The sequence below is a fragment of the Phycisphaera sp. genome (assembly GCA_025916675.1).
GTDB lineage: Bacteria > Planctomycetota > Phycisphaerae > Phycisphaerales > UBA1924 > JAHCJI01.
Window position 1 is genome coordinate 1,523,659 of record CP098402.1, and the last position, 23,349, is coordinate 1,547,007.

General features: G+C 65.2%; 16 protein-coding genes. 7 read left to right on the forward strand and 9 right to left on the reverse strand.

The window, feature by feature from the left end; translation table 11 throughout:
* Positions 1-174: 174 nt before the first annotated feature.
* The 4 genes from katG to NCW75_06635 all read right to left on the reverse strand — a co-directional run bounded on the left by katG (position 175) and on the right by NCW75_06635 (position 6,913).
* A complete protein-coding gene (gene katG, locus NCW75_06620; protein ID UYV13957.1) occupies positions 175-2,520 on the reverse strand; it encodes a catalase/peroxidase HPI in 2,346 nt (781 codons plus the stop codon).
* A 202-nt stretch (positions 2,521-2,722) separates the two neighbouring features.
* Entirely contained in the window at positions 2,723-4,126 is a 1,404-nt protein-coding gene (gene tyrS, locus NCW75_06625) for a tyrosine--tRNA ligase (GenBank protein ID UYV13958.1), read from the reverse strand.
* Positions 4,127-4,172: 46 nt separating this feature from the next.
* Positions 4,173-5,810, reverse strand: coding sequence for a right-handed parallel beta-helix repeat-containing protein (locus NCW75_06630; GenBank protein UYV13959.1), 1,638 nt, complete (start codon positions 5,808-5,810; stop codon positions 4,173-4,175).
* 257 nt (positions 5,811-6,067) lie between these two features.
* Positions 6,068-6,913: a prepilin-type N-terminal cleavage/methylation domain-containing protein gene (locus NCW75_06635; protein ID UYV13960.1), complete on the reverse strand. Its 846-nt coding sequence runs from the start codon at positions 6,911-6,913 to the stop codon at positions 6,068-6,070.
* Positions 6,914-7,051: 138 nt separating this feature from the next.
* Here NCW75_06635 and NCW75_06640 point away from each other — a divergent pair, with 138 nt between their 5' ends.
* Positions 7,052-8,071 carry a hypothetical protein gene (locus tag NCW75_06640; protein ID UYV13961.1) on the forward strand — a complete coding sequence of 340 codons (1,020 nt, stop codon included), beginning with the start codon at positions 7,052-7,054 and terminating at the stop codon, positions 8,069-8,071.
* Between the two features lie 38 nt (positions 8,072-8,109).
* Positions 8,110-8,796 carry a biliverdin-producing heme oxygenase gene (locus NCW75_06645; GenBank protein UYV13962.1) on the forward strand — a complete coding sequence of 229 codons (687 nt, stop codon included), beginning with the start codon at positions 8,110-8,112 and terminating at the stop codon, positions 8,794-8,796.
* A gap of 68 nt (positions 8,797-8,864) precedes the next feature.
* Here NCW75_06645 and NCW75_06650 read toward each other — a convergent pair whose 3' ends face one another.
* The 3 genes from NCW75_06650 to NCW75_06660 all read right to left on the reverse strand — a co-directional run bounded on the left by NCW75_06650 (position 8,865) and on the right by NCW75_06660 (position 14,976).
* Positions 8,865-10,160 carry a patatin-like phospholipase family protein gene (locus tag NCW75_06650; GenBank protein UYV13963.1) on the reverse strand — a complete coding sequence of 432 codons (1,296 nt, stop codon included), beginning with the start codon at positions 10,158-10,160 and terminating at the stop codon, positions 8,865-8,867.
* Positions 10,161-10,376: 216 nt separating this feature from the next.
* A complete protein-coding gene (locus tag NCW75_06655; GenBank protein ID UYV13964.1) occupies positions 10,377-13,280 on the reverse strand; it encodes a VCBS repeat-containing protein in 2,904 nt (967 codons plus the stop codon).
* A gap of 190 nt (positions 13,281-13,470) precedes the next feature.
* On the reverse strand, positions 13,471-14,976 hold the full coding sequence (locus tag NCW75_06660) for a hypothetical protein (protein UYV13965.1): 1,506 nt from the start codon (positions 14,974-14,976) through the stop codon (positions 13,471-13,473).
* A 127-nt stretch (positions 14,977-15,103) separates the two neighbouring features.
* Here NCW75_06660 and NCW75_06665 point away from each other — a divergent pair, with 127 nt between their 5' ends.
* Positions 15,104-16,168 carry a M20/M25/M40 family metallo-hydrolase gene (locus NCW75_06665; GenBank protein ID UYV13966.1) on the forward strand — a complete coding sequence of 355 codons (1,065 nt, stop codon included), beginning with the start codon at positions 15,104-15,106 and terminating at the stop codon, positions 16,166-16,168.
* 67 nt (positions 16,169-16,235) lie between these two features.
* Here the strand turns inward: NCW75_06665 and NCW75_06670 are convergent, their stop codons facing one another.
* Entirely contained in the window at positions 16,236-16,535 is a 300-nt protein-coding gene (locus NCW75_06670; protein ID UYV13967.1) for a hypothetical protein, read from the reverse strand.
* 422 nt (positions 16,536-16,957) lie between these two features.
* On the opposite strand from NCW75_06670, the gene NCW75_06675 reads away from it, so the two are divergent.
* The gene (locus NCW75_06675) at positions 16,958-17,761 is read left to right on the forward strand and encodes a hypothetical protein (GenBank protein ID UYV13968.1); all 804 of its coding nucleotides are present in this window, start codon (positions 16,958-16,960) and stop codon (positions 17,759-17,761) included.
* Positions 17,762-17,770: 9 nt separating this feature from the next.
* Here NCW75_06675 and NCW75_06680 read toward each other — a convergent pair whose 3' ends face one another.
* A complete protein-coding gene (locus tag NCW75_06680) occupies positions 17,771-18,406 on the reverse strand; it encodes a hypothetical protein (protein UYV13969.1) in 636 nt (211 codons plus the stop codon).
* A 121-nt stretch (positions 18,407-18,527) separates the two neighbouring features.
* Between NCW75_06680 and NCW75_06685 the strand changes: the two genes are divergently transcribed.
* The 3 genes from NCW75_06685 to NCW75_06695 are packed head-to-tail and all read left to right on the forward strand — an operon-like array spanning position 18,528 to position 23,347.
* Positions 18,528-21,806, forward strand: a complete 3,279-nt coding sequence (locus tag NCW75_06685; GenBank protein ID UYV13970.1) for a DUF115 domain-containing protein — start codon at positions 18,528-18,530, stop codon at positions 21,804-21,806.
* A complete protein-coding gene (locus tag NCW75_06690; GenBank protein ID UYV13971.1) occupies positions 21,803-22,552 on the forward strand; it encodes an NTP transferase domain-containing protein in 750 nt (249 codons plus the stop codon). The genes NCW75_06685 and NCW75_06690 overlap by 4 nt, the downstream gene beginning before the upstream one ends.
* 39 nt (positions 22,553-22,591) lie before the next feature.
* Positions 22,592-23,347: a hypothetical protein gene (locus NCW75_06695; protein ID UYV13972.1), complete on the forward strand. Its 756-nt coding sequence runs from the start codon at positions 22,592-22,594 to the stop codon at positions 23,345-23,347.
* Positions 23,348-23,349: the final 2 nt, after the last annotated feature.

Here is a 23,349-nt window from a genome sequence, read left to right on the forward strand (position 1 = left end):
GTTTATAAAAACAGATTTGAATTTAGCCCCCTGGCCGATTCGAGTCAAACGAGTGTTTAGACAGGTGCGGAAAGTGCTTACTTGATGTAGCAGAATCCACGTGTGACAAGGCGCACAAATATGCCCGGGCTCATACCCGGGCGAGTGGCTCTTCCTTTGTCGCTCCGTCGCTACTTACCCCATCTCGAACCGATCCAGCATCATCACCTTGTTCCACGCGGCGATGAAGTCGTGCACCATCCGCTCGTGGCCGTCGGCCGCGGCGTAGACCTCGGCCAGGTTCCGCAGGTGGGCGTTCGAACCAAAGATCAGGTCCATCCGCGTCGCGGTGTGCTTCGTCTCGCCAGTGGCGCGGTCCTTGAGGTAGAAGCCCATCTCCATTGGGTCGGCCGCCTCCCACTCGTAGTCCATGCTCGTCAGCGTGGTGAAGAAGTCGTTGGTCAGCACGCCTGGGCGGTCGGTGAAGACGCCGTGCTTCGAATGGTCGTGGTTCTGGTCAAGCACGCGGAGGCCGCCGACGAGCACGGTCCACTCGGGGGCAGTGAGCGTCAGCAGGTTGGCGCGGTCGAGGAAAATCCGCTCGGGCGCGACGTCCATCTGGATGCTGGTGTCGACGTAGTTGCGGAAGCCATCGACGACAGGTTTGAGCCAGTCGAAGCTCTCCGGGTCGGTGTGCTCGTCCATGTTCTCGGCGAGGCAGTCGGTGCGGCCGGGCGTAAAAGGCACGGTGGCCTGCACGCCGGCGTCCGTGGCAGCCTTCTCGATCGCCGCGCATCCGCCCAGCACGATGAGGTCGGCTAGCGAGACCTTCTTCTTGTCCGACTTGTTGTTCGATTGGGAGCCGTTGAACTCGCCCTGAACCCGGCGCAGCACGTCGAGCACCTTGCCGAGTTCCTCGGGGCGGTTCACGGCCCAGTCCTTCTGCGGGTCGAGGGCAACCCGAGCGCCGTTGGCGCCGCCGCGCTTGTCCGAGTCGCGGTACGTCGACGCCGAGGCCCAGGCGGCCGAGACGAGCTCGCGTACCGACAACCCCTTGGACAGGATCGCCTGCTTGAGGTTCGCGGCGTCGTTGTCGTCGATTAGCTCGTGGTCGACGACGGGGATAGGGTCCTGCCAGACGAGGTTCTCGGCTGGAACGTCCGGGCCAAGGTAGCGGCTCTTGGGGCCCATGTCGCGGTGGGTCAGCTTGAACCAGGCGCGGGCGAAGCAATCACTGAAGTAGTCGAAGTCTTCGAGAAACTTCTGGCAGATGGCCTTGTACGCGGGGTCGACCTTGAGCGCGATGTCGGTGGCGAGCATCATGAGCTCGTTCTGCTGGCCTTCGACGTGGGCGTCGGGGGTCTTCGGAGCGTCGTCGGACTTGGGCTTGTACTGGATGCCGCCGGCGGGGCTCTTGGTAAGCTCCCACTCGTACTTGAAGAGGTTCTCGAGGTAGGCGTTGTCCCACTTCGTTGGTTCGGGCGTCCAGGCGCCCTCGATGCCGCTGGTCATGGCGTACTTGGCGTAGCCGCTGCCCTCAGTGTTCTTCCAGCCCATGCCCTGGGCGCTGATGGGGGCGCCCTCAGGCGCGGGACCGACCTTGTCAGCCGGCACGGCCCCGTGGCTCTTGCCGAACGCGTGCCCGCCGGCGATGAGCGCGACGGTCTCCTCGTCGTTCATGGCCATGCGGGCGAAGGTCTCGCGGATGTCACCGGCGGCGCTGGCCGCGTCGCCGTCGCGCATCGGGCCCTCGGGGTGCACGTAGATCAGGCCCTGGAAGCTCGCGGCCAGCGGGGCCTCGAGGTCGTACTCGGCGTCGCCGGGCTTTCCGGTCCAGCGCTTGGTGCGGGTGACCATCTCGCCTGGGTGGTCGCCGCCTTGCTTGGCTTGGCCCTTGAACTCGCTGACTGACTTGCCATCCCAGAACTCGCTACCGAAGTACATGCCGCGGTCGGGCTCCCAGGCGTCGATGCGGCCGCCGCCAAAGCCGAACGTGGCGAAGCCCATATCCTCGAGCGCGACGTTGCCGGTGAGGATCATCAGGTCGGCCCAGCTCAGCGCCGCGCCGTACTTCTGCTTGATGGGCCACAGCAGGCGTCGGCTCTTGTCGATGTTGCCGTTGTCGTCCCACGAGTTGGTGGGCGCGAAGCGCTGCAGCCCCGCGCTCGCGCCGCCGCGTCCGTCGGCGATGCGGTACGTGCCCGCCGCGTGCCAGGCCATCCGTACCATCTGCGGCCCGTAGTGCCCATAGTCGGCCGGCCACCAGGGCTTGCTGTCGGTCAGCACGGTGCGGATGTCGGCCTTGACCTCGTCGAGGTCGAGGGCGCTGAAGGCCTCCTCGTAGTCCACGTCGCGCAGCGGGTTGGCCTGGGGCGGGTTCTGGTGCAGCAGTTCGACGGGCAGGCGGTTGGGCCACCAGTCGCTGATGGTCGGGCCCGAGCCGAAGGCGCCGCCCACGCGGCCGCCACGGAACGGGCACTTGCCCGAGCCCTGGTCGCTGCCGTGGCCTGTGGAACGGGACGAGGTGTCCATGGTGGTCATGCTCGTGGTCTCCTTCGTGCTGGGCTGCTCGCCCTGGCGTCCGATGCCGCCGCGTGCCTGGGGGGTGTGATCTGGAATGATTCTAAACTGGAATGGCAGGATACCCCCCACGGCCGGCCAGGGCCATCGGTTTGGATGCTCGCCGAGGGAAGTTCGGGATGTCGGCAAGCCTGCGCCGCAGGCAACTCGCCGGATGCCGCCGTTAGTCGACCCAGCGCACCACGGCCTGCTTCTTCTTCCCCCGCTTGAGCACGGTCAGGCGGTCGTGCAAGAGGTCGGCGGCGGTGATCGGGTGCGAGCCATCGTGCGGCTTGCCGTTGACGCGGATCGCGCCGGCTGCCAGGAACTCGCGGGCCTCGCGCTTGCTTGAAGCCAGCCCGGCGGCGATGAGCAGGTCGAGCAGCGGCACGCCCCCACCGCCGTCGGCACCCAGCATGGCCCGCGGGTGGTTGATGCTCGGGGCATCGGCAATCGCGGCTTCGAGGGCGTCGAGCCCCAGCGACTCAACGCCACCCGAGAACAATGCCTCTGCTGCTTGCATCGCGCCCCGGGCCTCGCCCTCGCCGTAGCGCAGCGTCACGGCCTGCTTGGCGAGCACCTTCTGGGCGTAGCGGCGGCTGGGCTCGCGCTCGTGGCGTTGCAATACCTCCTCGATCTCGGCCCGATCGAGCAACGTGAAGATCTTCAGGAATCGGCCAACATCGGCGTCGGCGGTGTTCAGCCAGAACTGCGAGTAGTCGTAGCAGCTCGTGCGTTCCTTGGTAAGCCACACCGCCCCGCTCTCGCTCTTGCCGAACTTGCCGCCGTCGGCCTTGGTGACCAGCGGCATGGTGAAGCCGAAACTGGCGGCCCGCTTCTCGAGTTCTTCCCTCACCACCACGTCGCCCGCCTCTGTACTCAGCCACGCGGGCCGCTGGCGGGTCATGGGCAGCTCGACCATGAGCCGGCGGATGAGGTCGATGCCCGAGACGATGTTGCCCCACTGGTCGCTGCCGCCGCACTGCACGGTGACCTTCTGGGTCAGGTGCAGGTGGGCGAAGTCGAGGGCTTGGAGGATCATGTAGCTGAACTCGGTGAAGCTGATGCCCTGCTCGCGGCCGTGCAGCCGGTCGCGGACCGAGTCGCGCTGCATCATCTGGTTGACGCTGAAGTGCTTGCCCACGTCGCGCAAGGCGTCGAGGAAGCTGATCTTGCCGAGCCATTCGAGGTTGTTCAGGATGGGTGGCTCGCCAAACCCTGCCCCTGCGAATACGCCGCCGAAGATCGGCCGCTGGGCGTTCACGTTGGCCTCGATCTGCTCGCGACGCATGAGCTGCCGCTCGTCGCTCTTGCCGCTGGGGTCGCCCACCAGCCCGGTGCCGCCGCCCATGACCACCACCGGCTCGTGCCCGGCCCGGGCCACGTGGACCAGGGTCATGATGGGCACCAGGTTGCCGATGGTCAGCGAGTCGGCCGTCGGGTCGAAGCCGCAGTAGATCCGGCGCGGGCCCCCACCGGCCGTGTGGCTCAGGTGCTCGGCCAGGCCTGCCTCGTCGGTGCATTGGTGGAGCAGGCCCCGCCAGCGGAGCTCTTCGAGGAGGTCGATCTGTTTGGAGGTCTCGGGCATGGGCCGAGATGGTATGAGCCCAGCGGCCCGCCGTCGTGGTCTCGCGCTACGGGCACCCAGCGTCGAACTCGTTCTGGAACGCCAGGAAATCGAAGATGGTCAGCACCCCATCGCCGTCGAAGTCGGCCACCGTGAGGTCGCCGGCGTCGAAGGCGTTCTGGAAGCCGAGGAAGTCGAATATGGTCAGCTCGCCGTCGCCATCGATATCGGCGCGGCAGGCGTCGCAGTCGGCCAGCGGGTTGGCCACGATGAACCCCAGGAACGGATCGTCGAAGCCATCCCAGATGCGCTGCTGCACCTCGAATTGGTCGAGTGTGCCCCAGCAGACGTTGCTGGCATCGATGTTGCTCGAACCACCGGTATCGAAGGGCTGGCCGTTGAACACGTCCTGCCCGCGTGTCGCCACGTTGTCCGTGAACACGTTAAATCTTCTCGCATCCGGATCACCAGCAAACGTGGTCCCGGTTGAGCCTACATCGATGAAGACGGCGCCACCATCCGCGGCCATGTTGTCCTCGAACGTGGTCGCCTCGAACACCACACCCGGGCTCCGCAGGAGCACCGCCCCGCCCCGTTCCGCAGCAGTATTGCCCACGAAGACCGAATCGGACACGATCGTGTCGGGGCAGTTGTCAACCAGCAGGCCGCCGCAGTCCATCACGCTCGTGTTGCCCTCGAATCGCACGTCGATCAAGCGAATCCGTTCACTATCATGGAGCGTTATCACGCCGCCAAAGGCAGAGGGGCCTTCGAACATATTGTCTTCGAGAACCACCCGCTCGATCACGACGTTGTTGCATTCGCCCAAGAACATTCCGGAAGACGACGCCAAGAACGTATCAGATGAATTGCGTCGGAAGTCGCTGTCGGTGATCGTCAGATTCTCAACCCTAGAGATCGTCGCACCCGCCCAGCCGTTCTCGAGCACCGAGCACCCGACCAGATCGACATCCGTGCAGTCCGTGATCGCGAGTCCGTTGCGATCGCACTGCTCGATTCGTGATGATTCGATCACGACACGATTGCACCGCGAGAAGGCGAGCCCACGGGACCCGGTTCGGCCTTCCATCACGCTATCAACCACTAAGACGTCGTCAGCATCGAAGATATTCAACGCCTCGGTGGAGTTTGCAATCCCCCGAAACCCGGAAATCTCGTGCCATCGACCGCCACCGACGGACATACCTAGGCCGGCGTTGTCACGTGCCTCCAGGTTCTCGGCATGGAGGCGAAGCTCGCCTTCCAGTTCCGCCCGCACACCCCTAGAACCCGATTGTCGGGCGGTGAGGTCCTTCAAGACTGCCACGCTGAGGTCGAGGTAGACCGAAGCACCGATGCCCAAAGGCCCACCCCCCATCGACACGTCCACGTGTTCGAGGATCGATCCGCCGAGATAGGCCCCAGTGTCCAAGTCGACCTGACCATCGACAGCCAGCGGTGTGAAGTGGATGCCCCGCCACTGGCCCGGGATTGGATCGGTAGCGAGCGCCTTGAAGACGACGGGTTCGGCTTCGGTGCCTCGGGCGATCAGCGTGCCCGCACCGAACGCGGACGAGCCGATGTCCATGCCCAACCCGTCACCGAACTCCACGGTAACGCCCGGCTCGATCGTCAGCGTGGCGTCGTCACCCACGATGATGAGGTTCACGACCCGGTACGGGCTCCCGGCTGCGGTCCAAGTCACGTCATCGAGGATCGGGCCACCAACTACCGTTTGGGCGTGCGAACTCGCCGCGATCACCGAGATCAGGATCCCACCACACCTTGGCGCACCCCACCGATTGTTCATCCCGAGCATGACCTCACCCCATCTCAAAGTGTGAATCCAGACTCCAAGCTTGATACGGTCGTACCCGGCTTGATCCTGCACCACCCGGCCTTCGAGATATTGTAATCAGGCTCTAGCAAATCCGGTCGAGAAAATTTGCTAGCCCCGCTTGGCTATCGGCGCGGCTCCGGAGCCCAATCCTCACCGGTCGCCTGATCAGCCCATTTCCTCATGTCCCGAAGCTCCTGCCACCCCAGCACCTCGGCGTGGCCGTCGAGCATGGCGGTCACGGCCTTGCCGCCATGCCGGAGGCTGACGAAGCCGCTGTTGGTTCCGGGGTTGGCCGCGCGGTCTTCATAGCTATCCTGCCACCCACTGCTGAAGGTCGGCGCTTCGATCCTGAAGAAGCCCTCGGGATCGGGCAGTTCTTCGATGGTGCCGGGACCGCGAAAGCGGGCCGAGGCGAACGCGATGACCTCGGTTGGGCGCGTGGCCTGGTCGTCGCGCTCGAGGAACACCTTGCCGAACACGCGCTGGCTGGTGGTGTCGCCCAGGTGGTTCACGCTCCCGCCGACGTACGCGACGTTCATGCCCAGGCTGGGGTAGAGGCTCACCGTGTAGACGAAGTCATCGCGGCGTTCGCGCAGGGCCGCGAGTGCCTTGGCGTCGCCGTACATGCCTCGGAAGTTGTAGTCGAAGTACGGCGCGAGCCGCCATGGGTACCGCTGGGCGATGAGCGGGTCGCCGATGGGATCGCCCCGGTCGTCGAACGGCGCATGGCGGCCCATCACGTCACGGCGATCGGGCATGCCGGTCAGCAGCCGGCCGCCGTTGTCTTGGGCGTAGAGCTGGAATGCGAGCATCGTCTGCTGGGCGGCGGCGAGCTCGCGCGTGGCCTTGGCCAGCCCCCGGGCGGCCCCCAGGCTGGGCAGCAGGATCGAGATTAGGATCGAGATGATCGCGATAACCACGAGCAGTTCGATGAGCGTAAAAGCGGCATTCTCACGGCGCTGTGACACGGCAGGGCTCCTGCTTTGCTGTCATACAAGAATATTTCTTGACCAACAGCGAGTCCAGCCCAATACTACGCAACTGAGACTCAATCGCAATGCCGCTCGGGTGAGAATCTGCCGCCCGGTTCTTGAAGGAGACCGCCCATGACCCGCACCATCGCCCCCGCCGTCCTGCTCGCTCTCGCCGGTGCCTGCCTCGCCCAGTCCGGCCCGATCTCGCTGAGCTTCGACGAGCCCGTCCGCGACCGCTGGAACTACCCCTTCAGCGCCACCCCCGGCACACGCACCGAGTCGCCCATCTTCGGGGCCACGGGCCTGGCGGGGTTCGACGATCGCGACAGCCAGTTCGTGATCGGCTTCGACACCGGCGGCGACATCCCCACCGGCATGGGCGCCGACGCGTTCCGCGTGGTCTCGGCCAGGGTCACACTGGTGGTCCAGAACGACTTCCAGTTCGCCTACGACGCCACTCAGGACGTGCTGGCGAGTTATTTCCAGAGTGACGATCCCGACTATGTCGAGGACACCACCGCCGGCCGCCCCATCGAGCTCTACGCCACGGGCTATCGCAACGGCATTACCATCGAGAACTGGGAAGAAACCAGCGTGTTCGGCGGTCCGCCCATCGTGCCACCGGCCGAGGGCGCTCGCAACGCGTTTGCCGCGTTCTACGCGGGTGTCGACGACGTGGTCGACTTGTCACGCCAGGTGCGCGAGCGCATCGAGAGCACGCCAATGGCCATCGGCCAGACCACTGATGTGGCCGTAGGTGAGCTGGTGCCGGCCGAGACGGTGTTCACCTTCGACATCGATACCTGCGCCCCGGGGGCCAAGTCGTTCTTCGACGCGTCCTTCGACGCCGGCAAGGTCAACCTGACCGTCACCAGCATGCACAGCGCCGAGCTAGGCTCGACCGCCTTCCCCGCGTTCTTCACGAAGGAGAACGCCCTGAGCCCGATCCTGGGCTACGCCCCTCGCCTGGATATCACCGTCATCGCGGTTGACGACGCCGACCTGACCGGCGACGGCTCGCTGGACATCTTCGACTTCCTGGCCTTCCAGAACGCCTTCGACGCCGACCAGCCCCTGGCCGACTTCAACGGCGACTGTGTGCTGGATATCTTCGACTTCCTGGCCTTCCAGAACGCCTTCGACGCCGGCTGAGCCTCCCTACCCTTCGGCAAGACAGGAGCCAGGAACGCATGCAACACCCCACGACTCACACGGGCGACTCCGAAGCCGCCACCGGCATCGCCGCCACGCTGAAAGACAGCACCTGGGACCTGCACCAGCAGGCCGAGAGCGGCGAGCTCCAGCAGCGGCTAGTAAAAGGTGAACTCGGCCGCGCCGAGTACGCCGCCCACCTGGGCCAGCTCTACCTCGTGCATCGCAAGCTGGAGAGCTGCCTGGACGACGCCGCCGGCACATGCGATCAGGTCAAAGCGCTCAACAGCGAAGAGCTGCGTCATACCGGCAAGCTCGAGGCGGATCTCGCCCATCTGTCGACCGATCCGGCCGACGTGAAACCCGTACCTGCGACTCAGAGCTTCGTGACCTGGATCGAGGCCACCGCGAAGGACAACCCCACCGCCCTCATCGGGGTGCAGTATGTTCTTGAAGGCTCGACCAACGGCAACGGATTCATCGCCAAGAAGATTGGCCCAGCTCTCGATCTGAAGACCGACGGCCTGCGCTACCTCACCAGCTACGGCCCAGCCCAGCGCGAGACCTGGGCCCGCTTTAAGAGCAGGCTGGACACGCTCGACCTCGGGCCCGACGCGCTCGAAAAAGTCGTTGATGCCGCCAAACGCACGTTTGTGGGTGTCCGCGACATCAATAGTGAATTGCTCGAAGTGCTGGCAGGGCACACCAAGTCCGCCGGTGCCTGACAACCAGATCGGATGTCTTCAGCAAGCCCGCGAATCGCGGGCTTATTCGTAGCCACCTAGCACGCCGGCTACGCGTCACTGGCCCTGAACAGCATCTCACGTTTATCCTGATAGGCCGACCAGTCGAACGGCTTCCGGCTGGACTTCGGGTCGCCAGCCAGGAACAACCGAGCCGCGTCGACACCGGCCGCGAACAGGTCGATCATTTCGCCTTCTTCCAGGTTGAAATTGAGCCAATGCACGTCATCCTTGCCGTCACGGTTTGCGTCGAGTTCGATCTCGGCAACCAGCGAGCGGTAATCGGGGTTGCGCCACAAGAAATCAAAATCCGAAGCCTGTCGAGCTGCATTGAACATAGCCCCGCCCATGGTGATCGGGCCAGTGACCCGTGCGGCCTGGGCCCGGCTGCGTCCGAGCTTGGCCCCGAACGTCGGCAACCGCGGTCGCCGCCTTGGTCCAGAGCCCCCCGGTTGGGTGTGGAACAGGCTAATCGGAAAGTTCGACATGAGCCCGCCGTCGAGGAAGATCGCTTCTGCCGGCACCTCGCCGTTGTAGCCCACGCACTCCCGCCATCGGGCCCGCGCCGCGTCCCCCGACGGCAACGGCGCGACGCGCATCGGCTCGAAGAAGTAGGGCACCGACATCGACGCGCGCACGAAGCGGGCGGGGTTCTGCGCCTCCGGCTCGTCGTAGAACAAACCCGCCATTTCGGGAAAAACAATCTTGCTATAGGTCGTGACCTCACTGGACACGATCCGTAGCTTCGCTTGCAGGTCCGCCATGTCCTGGGGCGCGCCGTTGTGTGACATCGAATCGGGCCAGCGGTTCATCTGGGTGTCCAGGTCCGTGACACTCTCCACACCGCACTCCAGCAAGCGCTCGCGGACCCATTCCTCGAACACGACGCCGGGATTGATGCCCCACTCCCCAACAATCTCATCGATATTGCGCAGCACGGCCCGGGTGATCGAATAGCAACCCCGGCGCTTGATAAAGATGTCCCGCACCAGGTCACGCGCGTCGTCGCCGCCATCGACGAACGAGAAAAAATCCATGTCCGAAAGCATTGCCAGCAGCCGCAGTGCCCTCGGCTCGGCGGGAGGCGCGGCCGCGGCCAGCAGGCATGCGCTGATCGCTCCAGCAGAAGTGCCGCCGATGCTGCGAAACCGGATGCCCATCTCTTCGAGTGCCCAGGCGTACCCCACGAGCGCGATGCCCAATACACCGCCGCCCTCCATCACTAGGTCAATATACCGATGGCCGTCACCATCGGTGATGTCAGACACCGCATAGGGACCGCCGCCGCCTAGAGCGGCCATGCTTCGTTCCACACGCGGATCGTTCGTGAATCTGGATACGTCCATGTTCAACTCCTATGTTGGTTCTAACCTGCTGCACCACCATATTCGAGTGCGTAGCCGATCCTAGTAACATCGCCCGTATGCGGGGGTTGGTCATACCCCCAGAATCATGGGCGATCGTCCACGTAGAAAAGAACCGGCGCCCCTTAAAGAAAAGGAGTGCCGATTGGGTGTTGAACACGACCAGATGTAGGACCCGATTCCCGGGATCAGCGCGCCTTAGCAGCCCGCCGCGAACAAGTTCTGGAATTCCAGGAAGTCGAAAAGCGTCAGCACGCCATCACCGTCGAGGTCTGCCGACAGATCCCCCAGCGCGAAGGCGTTCTGGAACGCCAGGAAGTCGAAGATGTCCAGGCTTCCGTCGCCGTCAAAGTCGGCGATGCAGCCACCCACGGCATCACGGAACCGGGCCGTCATGAACAATGCCGGCGTGACGTTGGTCGCCGCAACGGCATCACCGTCGCACGCGCTATCGAAAGCAAACAGGCCGCCATCGACCGTCACCCCATCAACGGTGGTCGGGTCAAAGAACAGCGACTGGCGGCTCGAAAGCACATCCGCAACCAGGCGGTACTGGCGAGCCGGCAGCAATGTCGTATCGACGTTGAAGTGCGCGCGATCGTTGTTCGGGTTGGTGCTCAGGTTGAATCGTTCGGCAACCACCGGCGCTTCGGTCACGTCCCACAAGACAACGTTCGCGAGTTCACCCTGGCAATCCGAGGCACCCCGGAGCTGGCCATCGATGATGATCTGGGTCATCCGCTTGGGCCCGGTGGCGTCGGTCGTGTCCAAGTCGACGCCAACAAACGCCGGCGAACCCAGCGGGGTCGGCCGGTTCATGCCCATCGCGGGGTCGGCCTTGATGAGCTCCCGTCCGGCGGTGAACATCATGTTCGGATCGCCATCGGGCGCGAACGTCTCGCCGTCGATCACGACGGTTCCCGAGCGGAACACGACGACCTCACGGTCGGCCAGGGTTGCGATGTCGATGTCGCCCAGCGCCGAGTTCACCAGACGATCGACTCGCCGATAGCCGATCTCGGGCAGGCCCGGGAAGTCGACGATCAGCGACACCTCGAGGTCCCGCGTTGGATCGCCCGGGAATGGGTCGGCCGGCAGGGCCAGGTGCACCGGGTACTCGTCTTGGTTGAGGTAGCCCGCCGAGCTGGTCAGGAACTTCATGCGGTGGACCGTATCGCCCTCGATGTCGAGGATGACGTTGGCGCCGTACTGGGTTTCGAGTCCGCGCTCGATCGTGTCGTCATCGGTCATCGCTCGCACGCGGATGTACCGCTTCTGTTCTTCGGGCGTCGAGTTGTCATACAGCGTGTTCTCGTAGAAGCGGCCACGCTCCAGCCAGTTGCCCAGCGCACAATCGAGGTCGCCATCACGGTCCCAGTCGGCGTACGCGGGCGTCGCGCTGGTGCGGTGGCTCGAGGGGATGTCGGTCGTGGCGACGGTGTAGCGGGCCTCGCCGGTTTCCATGAGCTGGTTCTGGCGGAACACGCTGCGGCTGGTGAAGTCCAGGTCGCCATCGTTGTCCCAATCGACCACGCTGATGCCGAGATCGAGCCCGATGAACGGGCTGTCAATCGCGCCCGTGCGCTCGAAGTAGGTCCCGTCGCCGCGATTCTCCCACAACTTGATGCCAGGGCCGGTGTAGATCGCGATCAAGTCGTAGTCGCCGTCCAAGTCATAATCGAGGAACGCGATGCCCTCTTCCAGGAACGTCGAGAAGCGGATGCCGCTGGATCGTTCGGCCATGAAGTTGAACGATGGATCGCCCACGGTCGAGTTGTTCTGGTACATGTGCCCGTTGCAATACCAATCCAGGTCGCCATCGAAATCGACATCGACGAACTGGGCCCCCTCGCTCCGCGCGCTGGCCGGCGGCGGGTTGAGCAGGCCCGCTTCTGCCGTATCTTCGTCGAGCACGTACTCGCCCCCCGGCCCGACGGGCCCGAGGTTGTCGAAGAAGTAGTTCCCGTGATTACCGAAGGCCCACGCTGGGTACACCGGCAGGATCATGTCCATGTCGTTGTCGGCATCGACATCGGCAAAGCAGATCGCCTCGCCGTGGGCGTTGCAGGGCTGCACGTCGACCAGTGAGCGGTCGAGCATGATGTCGACGAAGTTGAGGTCGCCGTCGTTACGAAGCAGATGCATGCAGGTATCGCCCGGGAAGTCACGCGGGGACGTCGCGATGTCGGGCAGCCCATCGTTGTTGTAATCACCGAACGACGATCCGTACCGGCGTTGAGCGAAGGGCAGCAGGCGATCGAGATCATCGACCATCAGCCAGCCGTTGCCCTCCTGATTCCGCCAGAGCTCGCCGCCCTGGCACGCGAACACGTCGGGCCAGCCGTCGGCGTCGTAATCGCCCCAACTGATGCCATTTGTGAAGCCGTAGATCAGCCCACTCGGGAACGCCGGGCTCGTCCACAAGCTCAGGGGTACATCCGTGTCGGGGTCATCGGGGCCATCGACCTCGGACGTATTGGTATACGACCACGTCACCTGGGCCACGGCCCCGGGCAAGATGTCATCGAGCATCCACAGCCGGCGGCTGACACCGTCCGCCGCGACCGGCACTTCCTGAGACCAATCAGCCGGGAACGTGGTATCGACCGCGTCCATCGTCCGGCATTCACGCGAGAAGAACATCCCGCGGACACGCTCGTCGCTCGTGTTGGTGAACGTCGTCGAGACGATTAACTCTGATCCATCGAACCACGCCTCGGTGTGGATCTCGAGGTGCGGCGTGCGCGTCACCGTGACGGCGCGCTCGGGTGTGAACTCACTCGACACGGCTTCGACCGCCGGCCGATTCAACCAATCACCCTCGGTGCCGCTGGCGACGAAACGCCTGACCTCACCCCCCACCATGTACTGGTAGCCCGACCACTCGATGATGCCCTGCCCGCCAGCGTCAGCCAGGTGGAAGATGTCGCCGTCGTAGGTGCGCAGCGCCCCGCTGGGCGATGCGGTCAGCACACCCAGGTCGTTCACCTCGACAGTGAATGGCCCCGAGATCGGATCAGCCACAACCGACGCGGAACACAGAGCAAGAACACCGCCGGCCAGAGCCAGCAACGCCGCCGCACGATCAGTCGTTTTCAACATCTTGCTTTCCCCCTCCACAGAGACGACAGAAAGCGGCCACGGGCGGGCCGCCACAGGAGCCTACCGCCTATGACAGGGATCGCGTTACCGGGTGTGTCCTTCGATATCCCGAGGCCTACCGAACATGCTGCCACCATATGGCGAATCGGGGCCGTGTATTCGCCACGTTGCGTTCAGCAGCCGGGGCAGCTCAGCAACCAGCGTCGAACTCGTTCTGGAACGCCAGGAAGTCGAACAGCGTCAGCTCGCCATCACCATCGAAATCGGCCGCGGGGTCGCCGGATGAGAACAGGTTCTGGAATTCGAGGAAGTCGAAGATGCTGAGCCGCCCATCGCCGTCCAGATCGGCGCGGCAACTCGCAACGGCGGTGGCCAGGAGCCGGACGATGGCCTCGGGGCGATCTGGATCGTTGCTGACGACACGCAGTTCCGTGTCGATGTCGCCGGCGGAGGTGGGAATTAGGGTAATGGGCACAAAAGCCGTAGGCGACCCGGCGGGCACGGTGACCACATCTAGCGGAGCATCGAAGGGCGGCGGTGCAACAACCGTGAACCGCAACGGCTGGATGCCAGCGGCGCTCCACAGCGAAACGCTCCCGAGGTTGCCAACAGGCAGGTCGAGCACGATCTCCTGGCCAACAGCAACCTCACCAAAGCTGAGCGAGGCCAGCGTGCCGATTTTGGCGGGCACCAGCAAGTCGAGGAACACCGGCAGGTGGCCGAGCGATCCGCCGGGAGCGTCTCTGAGAGCCTGGGCGATGACAGGGCCGACCATGTCGTTGCCGCTGGTGGTAAGCGGATCGTCGAACGAGCTGCCGTCGTTACCCCACGAACGGTAGCTGTGGTTGGGATCATCGAACCGCGTTCGGCTGAACTGGACGGTCACGTCGCCTAAGTACTCGATGCCGTCGCCATCGAAGAGGTCATCGTTGATCAGGATGAGGTCGAACCGGTCGTCCATCTGGTCAACGGGATCCTGCGTGTGGAGGAAGCGGAAAAGCGAGCTGTTGTTCCACGAGCCCGGGCTCTTGATCGGGTCGAACAAGCGGCCGTTGTTGTCGGTGCGGCTGTCGACCAGGTCCCCATACGCGTCCTCGCTCGAACTCCGCATGTTGAGGTCGCCCAGCAGCATGATGCAGGTGCCCTCGGGCAGGTCCTCGGCATCGGCTCGGATGGCTTGGGCCTCAACCTCGCGCCGGTCCCTGTCGCTGCCCGAGGTGCCGGCCTTCATGTGCGTGCTGTACAAGCTCAGCACGGGCGTGTCGTATCCTGCGAGAGCCAGGTCGTAGCGCATCGTGTTGCGCGGGGGAAGTGGGGAACTGCCGCCCGCCGACGCGATGACCACCTCACGCACCGATACGCGGGACGTGCGATATACCAGCGCGCTATCGGTGGTCGGGCCATCGACGAACTGAGCGAGCGCCCAGTCCTGCCCACCGCGAGCGTCGCTATTGAGGATGCCCGGCAGACGACTCGCGGCCGCCGCACCGGTCACTTCCTGGACCACTAGCACGTCCGGGCGCAGCGAGCGGCCATCGAACTCGGCGAACAGCGACGTCCTGAACGCGTCGTTGCGGTCGGCGTCGGAGCCATTGAAGTTGGTTAGGTTCCACGTCGCCACGCGGAGTTGGGCGATGGCGGGCGTTGCCGCCACCAGTAGGATGGCCATAGCACGCATCAAGCCGGGTCTGATCATCGAACGGTCCTCCAAGCGACCATTCTACTATGTATACCGAGCACTTCGGCCGAGCAGCGGCGTAGAACCGCCATATTGCGCGAAGAAAGTGCGATGCAAGGTCCGAAGACGCTGGCAGGAGAAGATCATGACCATGTCCATCACCCGCCTGGCCCGATGCTCGATCACCATGCTGCTCGCGATGCCGGTGGCTGTTTGGGCCCAAGCCGATGCGGCCCCAGCCCAGGAGCCTGCTTGGCATCATGTCGACGCAGCGCGAGCCATGGAGTTGCTCGCCGAATTGCCCACCGCGCGTGCGGGCCACCGGACACCCGAGGACACCGCCGGCCTGCAACGCACCGAGACGCTGGTGCTCCAAAGGCTCAGAACGCTGGGGTACGATCCGCAGACCCAGGAGGTCCCGAGGCCCGAACGCATAGCCAATCTGACGCCGGAGGAGGCGCCGACGCCGCGGAACATCTGGGTTGATCTTCCGGGCGACGGCGACCTCGCTCGCGAGTGGCTGGTGGTCATGGCCCACATCGATGCGGTCGTAGGAAGCCCGGGAGCCGACGACAACGGCACCGGCGTGGTCGCGTTGCTGGAGATGGCCCGGGCGATCAAGGACAGGCCCCGGCAGCGCAGCGTGCGGCTGCTCTTCACGACACTCGAAGAAGCCGGCCTGCACGGTGCGAGGAAGCACGCGACCGACAACATCGAGCCGAAGGTCGAATCTGGAGAGATGACCGTGTTCGGCGCGATCTCGCTCGAGATGCTCGGCTACTACAGCGACGAGCCGGGGAGCCAGCGGTCGCCATTGCCGCCGATGGAGGGGTTCGAGCAGCCGGACCGCGGGGATTTTCTCGCGATCCTGGGTGTCAAGCGGCACCAGAGCTTCAGCCGGGGTCTGGCCGCAGCGATGCTCGAGACCGAGCCAGATGCAAGCGTGCTGCCCATCGACATGTTCGTGGTGCCGCCACCCGACCTGATGCGATCGGATCACGCCGAGTTCCTGATCCGAGGCTGGCCGGGCGTGATGCTGACCGACACGGCCAACTTCCGCAACCCCCACTACCACCAATCCACCGACGCGGTGGACACGATCGACAAGGAACGCTTTGCTCGCGCGATCTCGCAGGTCATCGGCGCGGTCGATCGTCTTGTGAACCCGCCGGCCGAGGAGCCCGCGCGCGACGACGCCGCAACACCCTGAGGCATCGCGGCGTCGAATCTTCTCTCCACCGGAACTCCGTTCTTGGGGCTATTGACCCCGCGAACGGTCAGGCGTTGGGATCAAACTCGCTGAGCAGGGCGTCGACGGTGCCCTCGATGCGAGCTGGCGACTCGTACACGCCCCGGACAATCTCTTCGCGAACTCGGATCACGAGTTCGGCTCGGATTTCCGAGGTCTCGCGACCGGCCCGCGCCGCCGGCGAGATCTCGATGCGATCGGGCTCGCGGCGAGGTGCCTGGGCGTTGCGACCCGGCTGCTGGCCCGGATCGCGATCCGGACGGGCGATGGGCCTGGGTTCGATGTCTCGGGCATGGGACCCGGAGCTAACTTGGCCGATGTCTGACATGTGGCGGGGCCTCCGAACTGAATCTCTCGAACGCATCAATTGAACAACCCCTCTCTCGTGCGGCGGTTGGCAATACGTATAGCCCAGAATGCCCCGTTGGCACCCCGATCGTGACGTCTTGCCCTTGCGAGGGTGGCGTTCCATTGCCACCCAACCACCGTTCTCTCTTACCACCGTCCCGTCACCGGAACAGGGTGAATATCGTCCCAGGTGGCACGACCGCTACAAACTTCACCACCGCGCCAAAGAATCGCTCAAGTAGCCCTCACGGCACACTCAGAGCGGGTCCAACCGAGATAGAGCCCATGAACGCAGCACTCCTTCACCACGGCCCACGAAAGATTTTTTTTGCCCAAGTCCGAAAACCACTTGGTGTTTGTACGGATGTCGCCGCCAAGCAATGTAAATCTGGGCAAGCCCGGGTGGCATGGTGCGTCTTCGCGGCTGTCGGGGCGGGGCTCGTTGGCTGCGCCGGTGGCGGTGAGGCGGGTCCGTCCATCGATCCAGGCGAGGGCCGAGCATTGTTCCCAGGGGGCGGCACCTCCGCTCGTGACGACGGGGCCTGGACGATCGTGCTTGCGGCGTTCCGGGGGGAAGAAGCGGACAAGGCCGCCCGTCTCGCCCACGATCGCGTGGTCAACGAGGGCGGGCTGCAAGGCGCCAGGGTCGAGCAGCGAGGGAGGGCCATCCTTCTCACGCTGGGCCGGTTCGGCGGGCCGGACGATCCAGAAGCGGCAGCCGAACTCGAGCGGGTACGAGGAGTCCAGATCCGAGGCTTCACGCCGTTCGAGCGGGCGATCCTGACACCACCGTTAGCCTCGACCGGGACCAACCCCGAGCATGACCTGCTGAACGTGCATCGGACGTACGGGCCGGGCTATATCTACACGCTGCAGATCGGCAGCTACGGGCGTGCCGATGGGCGGCCGGCGACCGATGCCGAGCGCATGGAGGCTCGCCGGGCGGCCGAGCGGGCTGTGGCGACATTGCGGAGCGAGGGCGAGCAGGCGTTCTATTTTCACGGGCCGAACTACAGCAGCGTGACGGTCGGGCTGTTCCGGGCCGAGGAGGTCGACCCGCAGACCGGATTGCGCAGCCCGGCGTTCTACGACCTCCAGGCGAAGTTCCCATACAACCTGCTCAATGGTGCCGAGCGCAGGGTGACGCTGCAAGGCGAAGAACCCCAGGCCCAGCGCAGCGTGCTCGTGGGCATTCCAAAGCGGTAGTCGGAAGGATCAAGCCGAACCAACGAGTTGGATCCACAGCGGTTCGAGCTCGAAGCACCGCCAGACGCCGTCGGGCCCACGCTCCCAGTGCAAACGCCACCACGAGTAGTGGGTACGGCTGAATCCGTCGACATCGACGCCCACGCGGACGAGGGTCCGTCCCAGGTTCGGGCCATCGATGGTCGCCTGGCGATCCAGGATCTCCCACTGGCCGACGCGATATCGCGATTGCAATCGGCGTGCGGCCAGATCGATGATTTCGGTTCGACCCTCGACTGGAAGCTGAACACGTGCGATGGCACCCGCCGTGCGCAGGTAGGCGTCCTCGGTCAAGATCTCACTCATCGCGTCAACCTCGACCTGCGCTGTGGCGCCGATGGCGACCTCCGTCCGCTCGAGCAGCGTCTCGCGCTCGGTCGTCACCAACATCGATGCCAGGTAGACGCCGGTCGCCACGGCCACGAGCACGCCGGCCACAATGAGGCCCCTCCGGCGCTGGTTACGGCTGGCAAACGCAACCACGGCGATGATGGCCAGAAGGACGAGCACGGCGATGGGCAGCAAGGGCTGCTCGAAGAGGAAACGCTCGAGCAGCGGGGGCGGCGGCAGCCGCTCGATGTTGCCAGCCTGGAGTAAGTCGTTCACGGTGGACCTCCCTGAGTATGCGGGCCGGGTCGTTGGTGGTCTGGATCGCCTCTGGACCGCTCCAGCGTATTCCCTGGAAGTGCCGATGCAGAGCGGTACGACGAGCCCCGGAGCGATGCCGATGTCCCTGCCCGCCGACCCAAAATTGCTGGACCGCAACCTCCGCTCGCTGGCCAAGGCCTCGCCGCTGGTGGCCAACGCCATCGCAGCGGCACAGCCGAGGGCCGACGCCGCATTCGCGATGACCGAGGACGGCGTGCCGGCCTGCAGGATCATCGTGGACGGCAAGGAGCGGTCGCTCGGATCGGCCCGGCACCCGCTGCGTGAGGCGGATCGGCTGGCCGAGCAGGCGGACCCATCGGAAGCGGCCGTCTTCGCCGTCCTCGGGTTCGGGATCGGCTACCACGTCGACGCGATGGCGCACCGCGTGGGCGGGGCGGGGCTGGTGCTCTGCTTCGAGCCCGACGTCGAGTTGCTGCGATCGGTGCTGGAGCGTGTGGATTGCACGGCATGCTTCGACACCGGCCGCGTGATCGTGCTGCACGAGGCCGAGAGCAGCGACGCGATCACGGCGAGGCTTCGCGGCCTGGAGGGCGTGCTCGCGCTGGGCGTGCGGTTCATCGCCCACCCGCCCAGTACGGGACGGCTCGGACCCGCCGCCGAGACGTTCAGCAAGAAGCTGGTTGAGGTGATCTCGGCCGCCAAGACGTCGATCGTGACGACGCTGGTGCAGACCGAGAAGACCCTCGAGAACACGCTCGCCAATGCGCGGGCCTACGCCACCCATCCGGGTGTGAACGACCTGGCCGGCGTGCTCGAGGGCGTGCCGGCGGTCGTGGTGAGCGCGGGCCCGAGCCTGGCCGAGAGCATGGACGTGCTGGCCCAGCCGGGCGTGCGCGATCGGGCGTGCATCATCGCGGCGCAGACGGTTCTCAAGCCCCTGCTCGAACGAGGCATCCGCCCGCACTTCGTGACGGCTCTGGACTACCACGACATCAGCAAGCGGTTTTACGAGGGGCTGACCGCCGAGATGGTCGAAGGCGTCACGCTGGTAGCCGAGCCCAAGGCGAACCCGGCGATCCTGAAGGCCTGGCCCGGTGCGCTGCGCTTGACCGGCGACGAGGTACTCGACCGCGTGCTCGGAGATGCATCGCACGCCTTCGTGCGCAGCGGGGCGACGGTGGCCCACCTCTCGTACTTCCTGGCGCGGCACCTCGGGTGCGATCCGGCCATCATGGTCGGGCAGGATCTGGCCTACACCGATGGCCTCTATTACGGCCCCGGCGCAGCGATCCACAACGTGTGGGCCGCCGAGCTTGGAGCGTTCCGCACGCTTGAGATGATGGAGACCGAACGCATCGGGCGTGCACGGCGGATGCTCCGGCAGATACCCGACCAGAACGGCCAGCCCGTGGCCACCGACGAGCAGTTGCACAATTACCTGTTGCAATTCGAGCGTGAGTTCGCCGAGGACGAGCGGCGTGGACTCTCGGTGATCGATGCCGGCCGTGGTGCGGCCAAGGCGCACACCGTCGTGATGCCGCTGGCCGAGGCACTACAAAACTACGGCAAGGCGTTCACCCTGCCCGACACGCCGAACCCATCGACCGGGAACAACACCGTCCGCGAGACGCTCCTGAGCACCGCCGATCAGACATGCGATCTCGCCGACCTCACACGCAAGGCCGAAGCCCTCGTTCGCGGGCTCGATGCCTTTGGCGATGCCGGGGTGATGAACGAGACCGTGCGAAAGATCCACGACGTGCGTGACCGGGCCGAGGCGATCCAGCCCGCGTTCTGGCTGACCCAGTTCCTCAACCAGACGGGAGGCCTCCGCCGGGCCAAGCGTGACCGAGCCATCGCGATCTCTGCCGAAGAAGCCACCGACCGGGAGGTCCAGGCCCAGCGCATCGAACGCGACGCCGAGAACCTGAGCTGGCTCGCCGATGCAGCAGATCGCATGGCCGGGTTGCTCAAGGACACGGCCGAAGAGCAGTCACCAGCAGTGGTCGAAGTCGCCGCCCCCGATGCATCGAAGAGGCTACCCGCGATCGTCTGGTTTGATCCAGAGGTTGGAGGGCTCAACCAACGTCGGGACTTGCTCGCACCGATCGCCGATGGCTTTTGCATAGCCGACATCACGCTGCGCACGCTGGCTTCCTGCGAGCGCGTGTCCGAGGCCATCCTGATCGCTACGGACATCGAGGCGGCGCAGCGGGTCGCCGCAAAGGCTCCATCGGGCTTGCGTGTTTCTATTCACTCAGCAACCGATGGGCTCTCGGACCGCCGCCGGGCAATCGGATCGGCCCGGGCGTTCTGCCCCTCGAGCTTCCGAGGCGGTCTGGCGTCGCTCACCGCACACGACGAGGCGTTCGATCCGGCCGCGACGCTCGCGATTCTCGATGGCCTCGACGCCCCCGGTGTCCTCATCCTCGGGGCGGACTGGGCTTTGCTGGATGCGGGGCTGACTGATCGCGTCGCCGAGCGGTTGCTGATTGACGCCAAAGCCCGGCACGTCGCCTTCGCGCACGCTCCGGCCGGCCTGGCGGCGTGCGCGCTCGCGAAACCGGCGGTTGCGGAACTCGCCAACAACCTCGAAGCCGGTCCCATCGCGAGCATCGGTGGTCTGCTGGCGTACACGCCGCACATGCCCCGGACCGACCCGATCGCGCGCGAGATCTGCGTCACGGTCGATCCCCAGCTCAGGGACCTGGGTCGACGCGTGATTCCCGACAGTGATGATCGGCGCGTGGTACTGTTGCCGGCGATGCATGAGGCTGCAAATAGCACTCTCGTGACAAGCACCCTGGGCGAGTTGTACGCGACCGCACCCCAGCGCCCAACACACTTGCGTGTGATCCTGGGCGAAGAATCCGATGATGACCTGTGCCAACGCGTGCTCGCGTTCGCGCGCGGCGCGGGCGACGCCGCCATCACGCTGGATTGCGAGCGGTGTGGCTTTACTCCCTTCGCCAACCACCTGGCCCGCGCATTGCACGAACTCGGGACCGCCTCAGTGCATGCACATACACCGTTGGGCTGGGGGCAGGACGAGATCGACCGACTCCTGGCGAGCACGGTGGACATCATCAGCATCGACGTCATCGATCCGGACTTTCTCCCGCCGCTCGAGGCCTTCCCCGACGCGCCCGGCAGGGGGCTGAGCACGCCGTGGATCGTGCCCCGGCTCCGGCGTACCGAGGCGATGCTGCCAACACTGCTTGAGAAGTACAATACGGCGCTGATGGGTTTCGGGGCCGCGCTGATCGAGCCAGACACGCCCGATGATTCGCAGAGGCTCGTGCCCCTCCCACTTCCGCAAACCGCGAGGGAGAGGCTCGACCGTGAGGACAGGCAGACCGAGGCCGCATCGGTCTCGCACGCGGGCAGCCCGGCATGACTCCCCATCCACAAGCGATCGCCCTGATCCTGGCTCGCGCTGGCAGCAAGGGCCTGCCCGGGAAGAACCGTGCGCCAGTTTCGGGGAAGCCGTGCGTCGAGTGGACGTTCGAGCACGTGCGAGCTTCGGCTGGCATCGGCCGGGCCGGCGTGTCGACCGATGATCGAGAGATTGCAACTCTGGCGACGCAATCGGGGTTCGAGCACTGGCCCAGGCCCGGCGAACTTGCGAGCGACACGGCCACCGTGGACGCCGCCGCACGGGCGGCGCTCGATCAAGCCGACGAGCACGCGATCGTGCCCGATGATGCCGCGATCGTGATGCTGTATGCCAATGTTCCGGTCCGGCCGCCGGGCTTGATCGACCGAGCGCTGGCCGTGTTTCGCGAGAGCGGTTGCGACAGCGTGCAGAGTTATGCGGCCGTCGGCAAGTACCACCCGATGTGGACGGCCCGCGTCGATAGCCAGGGCCGGGTCCGCCCCTGGCAGGGCGATCGGCTGTTTGGCGGGGTGTATCGCAGGCAGGATCTTGAGCCCGCCTTCGTGCCCGATGGCGGGGTGATCGTTGTCCGGCGGTCGTGCCTGGATGCGGCGAACGCAGAGCCCCAAAACCCACACGCGTTTCTCGGCCGCGACCATCGTGGCGTGACGACCGAGCCGGGTGACGTCGTTGACATCGACAACGACGTCGATCTGGCTGTTGCCAACGAGATCCTCGGGCGTCAGCGGCGCCCCATACACGCGTGAATCGCCGTGTGATGGGGCTCGGGCCTACAACAGTGTCCCATGCGCGTGCTCTGGATCTTCTCGCTCCCTCGCAGCGGCTCGTCGGTGACGGCGTACGCGGCGGCGCACGCGCTGGGCTGCCCGGTTGCCGACGAACCGCTGGGCCCGTGGGATCGCACGGCCGAACCCTACAACTATCCGCCAAGCCAGGCCGAACTGGTGAAGGCCCACCTCGCGGGCCAGTGCATGCTGGAAGACCCCGCGACGATCGACCTCGCCAAGGAAGTGCTCCGCGAGATCGCCGATGGCAGCGATACGCTCGTGGTCAAGCACCCCCACCTGCGTCCGCCGCCCGAACAATTCTGGCGAGCATTCCCGGATCATCAGGCGGTGTGGCTGGCGCGTAACCCCCTGACCAGGCTCAACAGCCTGTACGCGCGCGGCTGGACCGATGCGCTCCGGCCCAACTTCGAACTCGACCATTACAAGAACTTCGCAGCAAATTGGGCGGCTTCACACGTGCCGCTCACGTTCGAGATGTTCCGGAGCAAGCCCGACAAGTTTTTCCGGCAGCTCTTCAAGGCGTGGGGATTGCCAAAAGATCCGGCCCGCGTCAAGGCAGCCGTGCAATACACTACCGGGCACTATCACGGCTCTTCGAAAGAGCTCGAAGACCGCGCGCCGTCGGCAGCGCCGAGCGAGCGCTCGCGTTCACTCCCCGAACAGGCCGTACGGATGTACCTTGCCGATCCGCAGATGCGCGCCATGATGAAACGCAACCGCTGGCCGCGGGATGCGTCGGCGTATCTGGATTGATG

Coding starts and splice junctions, on each gene's coding strand:
- NCW75_06655 (UYV13964.1), bottom strand. CDS start 13,280: ATGTTGAAAACGACTGATCGTGCGGCGGCGTTGCTGGCTCTGGCCGGC.
- katG (UYV13957.1), bottom strand. CDS start 2,520: ATGACCACCATGGACACCTCGTCCCGTTCCACAGGCCACGGCAGCGAC.
- NCW75_06665 (UYV13966.1), top strand. CDS start 15,104: ATGACCATGTCCATCACCCGCCTGGCCCGATGCTCGATCACCATGCTG.
- NCW75_06645 (UYV13962.1), top strand. CDS start 8,110: ATGCAACACCCCACGACTCACACGGGCGACTCCGAAGCCGCCACCGGC.
- NCW75_06640 (UYV13961.1), top strand. CDS start 7,052: ATGACCCGCACCATCGCCCCCGCCGTCCTGCTCGCTCTCGCCGGTGCC.
- NCW75_06685 (UYV13970.1), top strand. CDS start 18,528: ATGTCCCTGCCCGCCGACCCAAAATTGCTGGACCGCAACCTCCGCTCG.
- NCW75_06695 (UYV13972.1), top strand. CDS start 22,592: ATGCGCGTGCTCTGGATCTTCTCGCTCCCTCGCAGCGGCTCGTCGGTG.
- NCW75_06660 (UYV13965.1), bottom strand. CDS start 14,976: ATGATCAGACCCGGCTTGATGCGTGCTATGGCCATCCTACTGGTGGCG.
- NCW75_06650 (UYV13963.1), bottom strand. CDS start 10,160: ATGGACGTATCCAGATTCACGAACGATCCGCGTGTGGAACGAAGCATG.
- NCW75_06670 (UYV13967.1), bottom strand. CDS start 16,535: ATGTCAGACATCGGCCAAGTTAGCTCCGGGTCCCATGCCCGAGACATC.
- tyrS (UYV13958.1), bottom strand. CDS start 4,126: ATGCCCGAGACCTCCAAACAGATCGACCTCCTCGAAGAGCTCCGCTGG.
- NCW75_06690 (UYV13971.1), top strand. CDS start 21,803: ATGACTCCCCATCCACAAGCGATCGCCCTGATCCTGGCTCGCGCTGGC.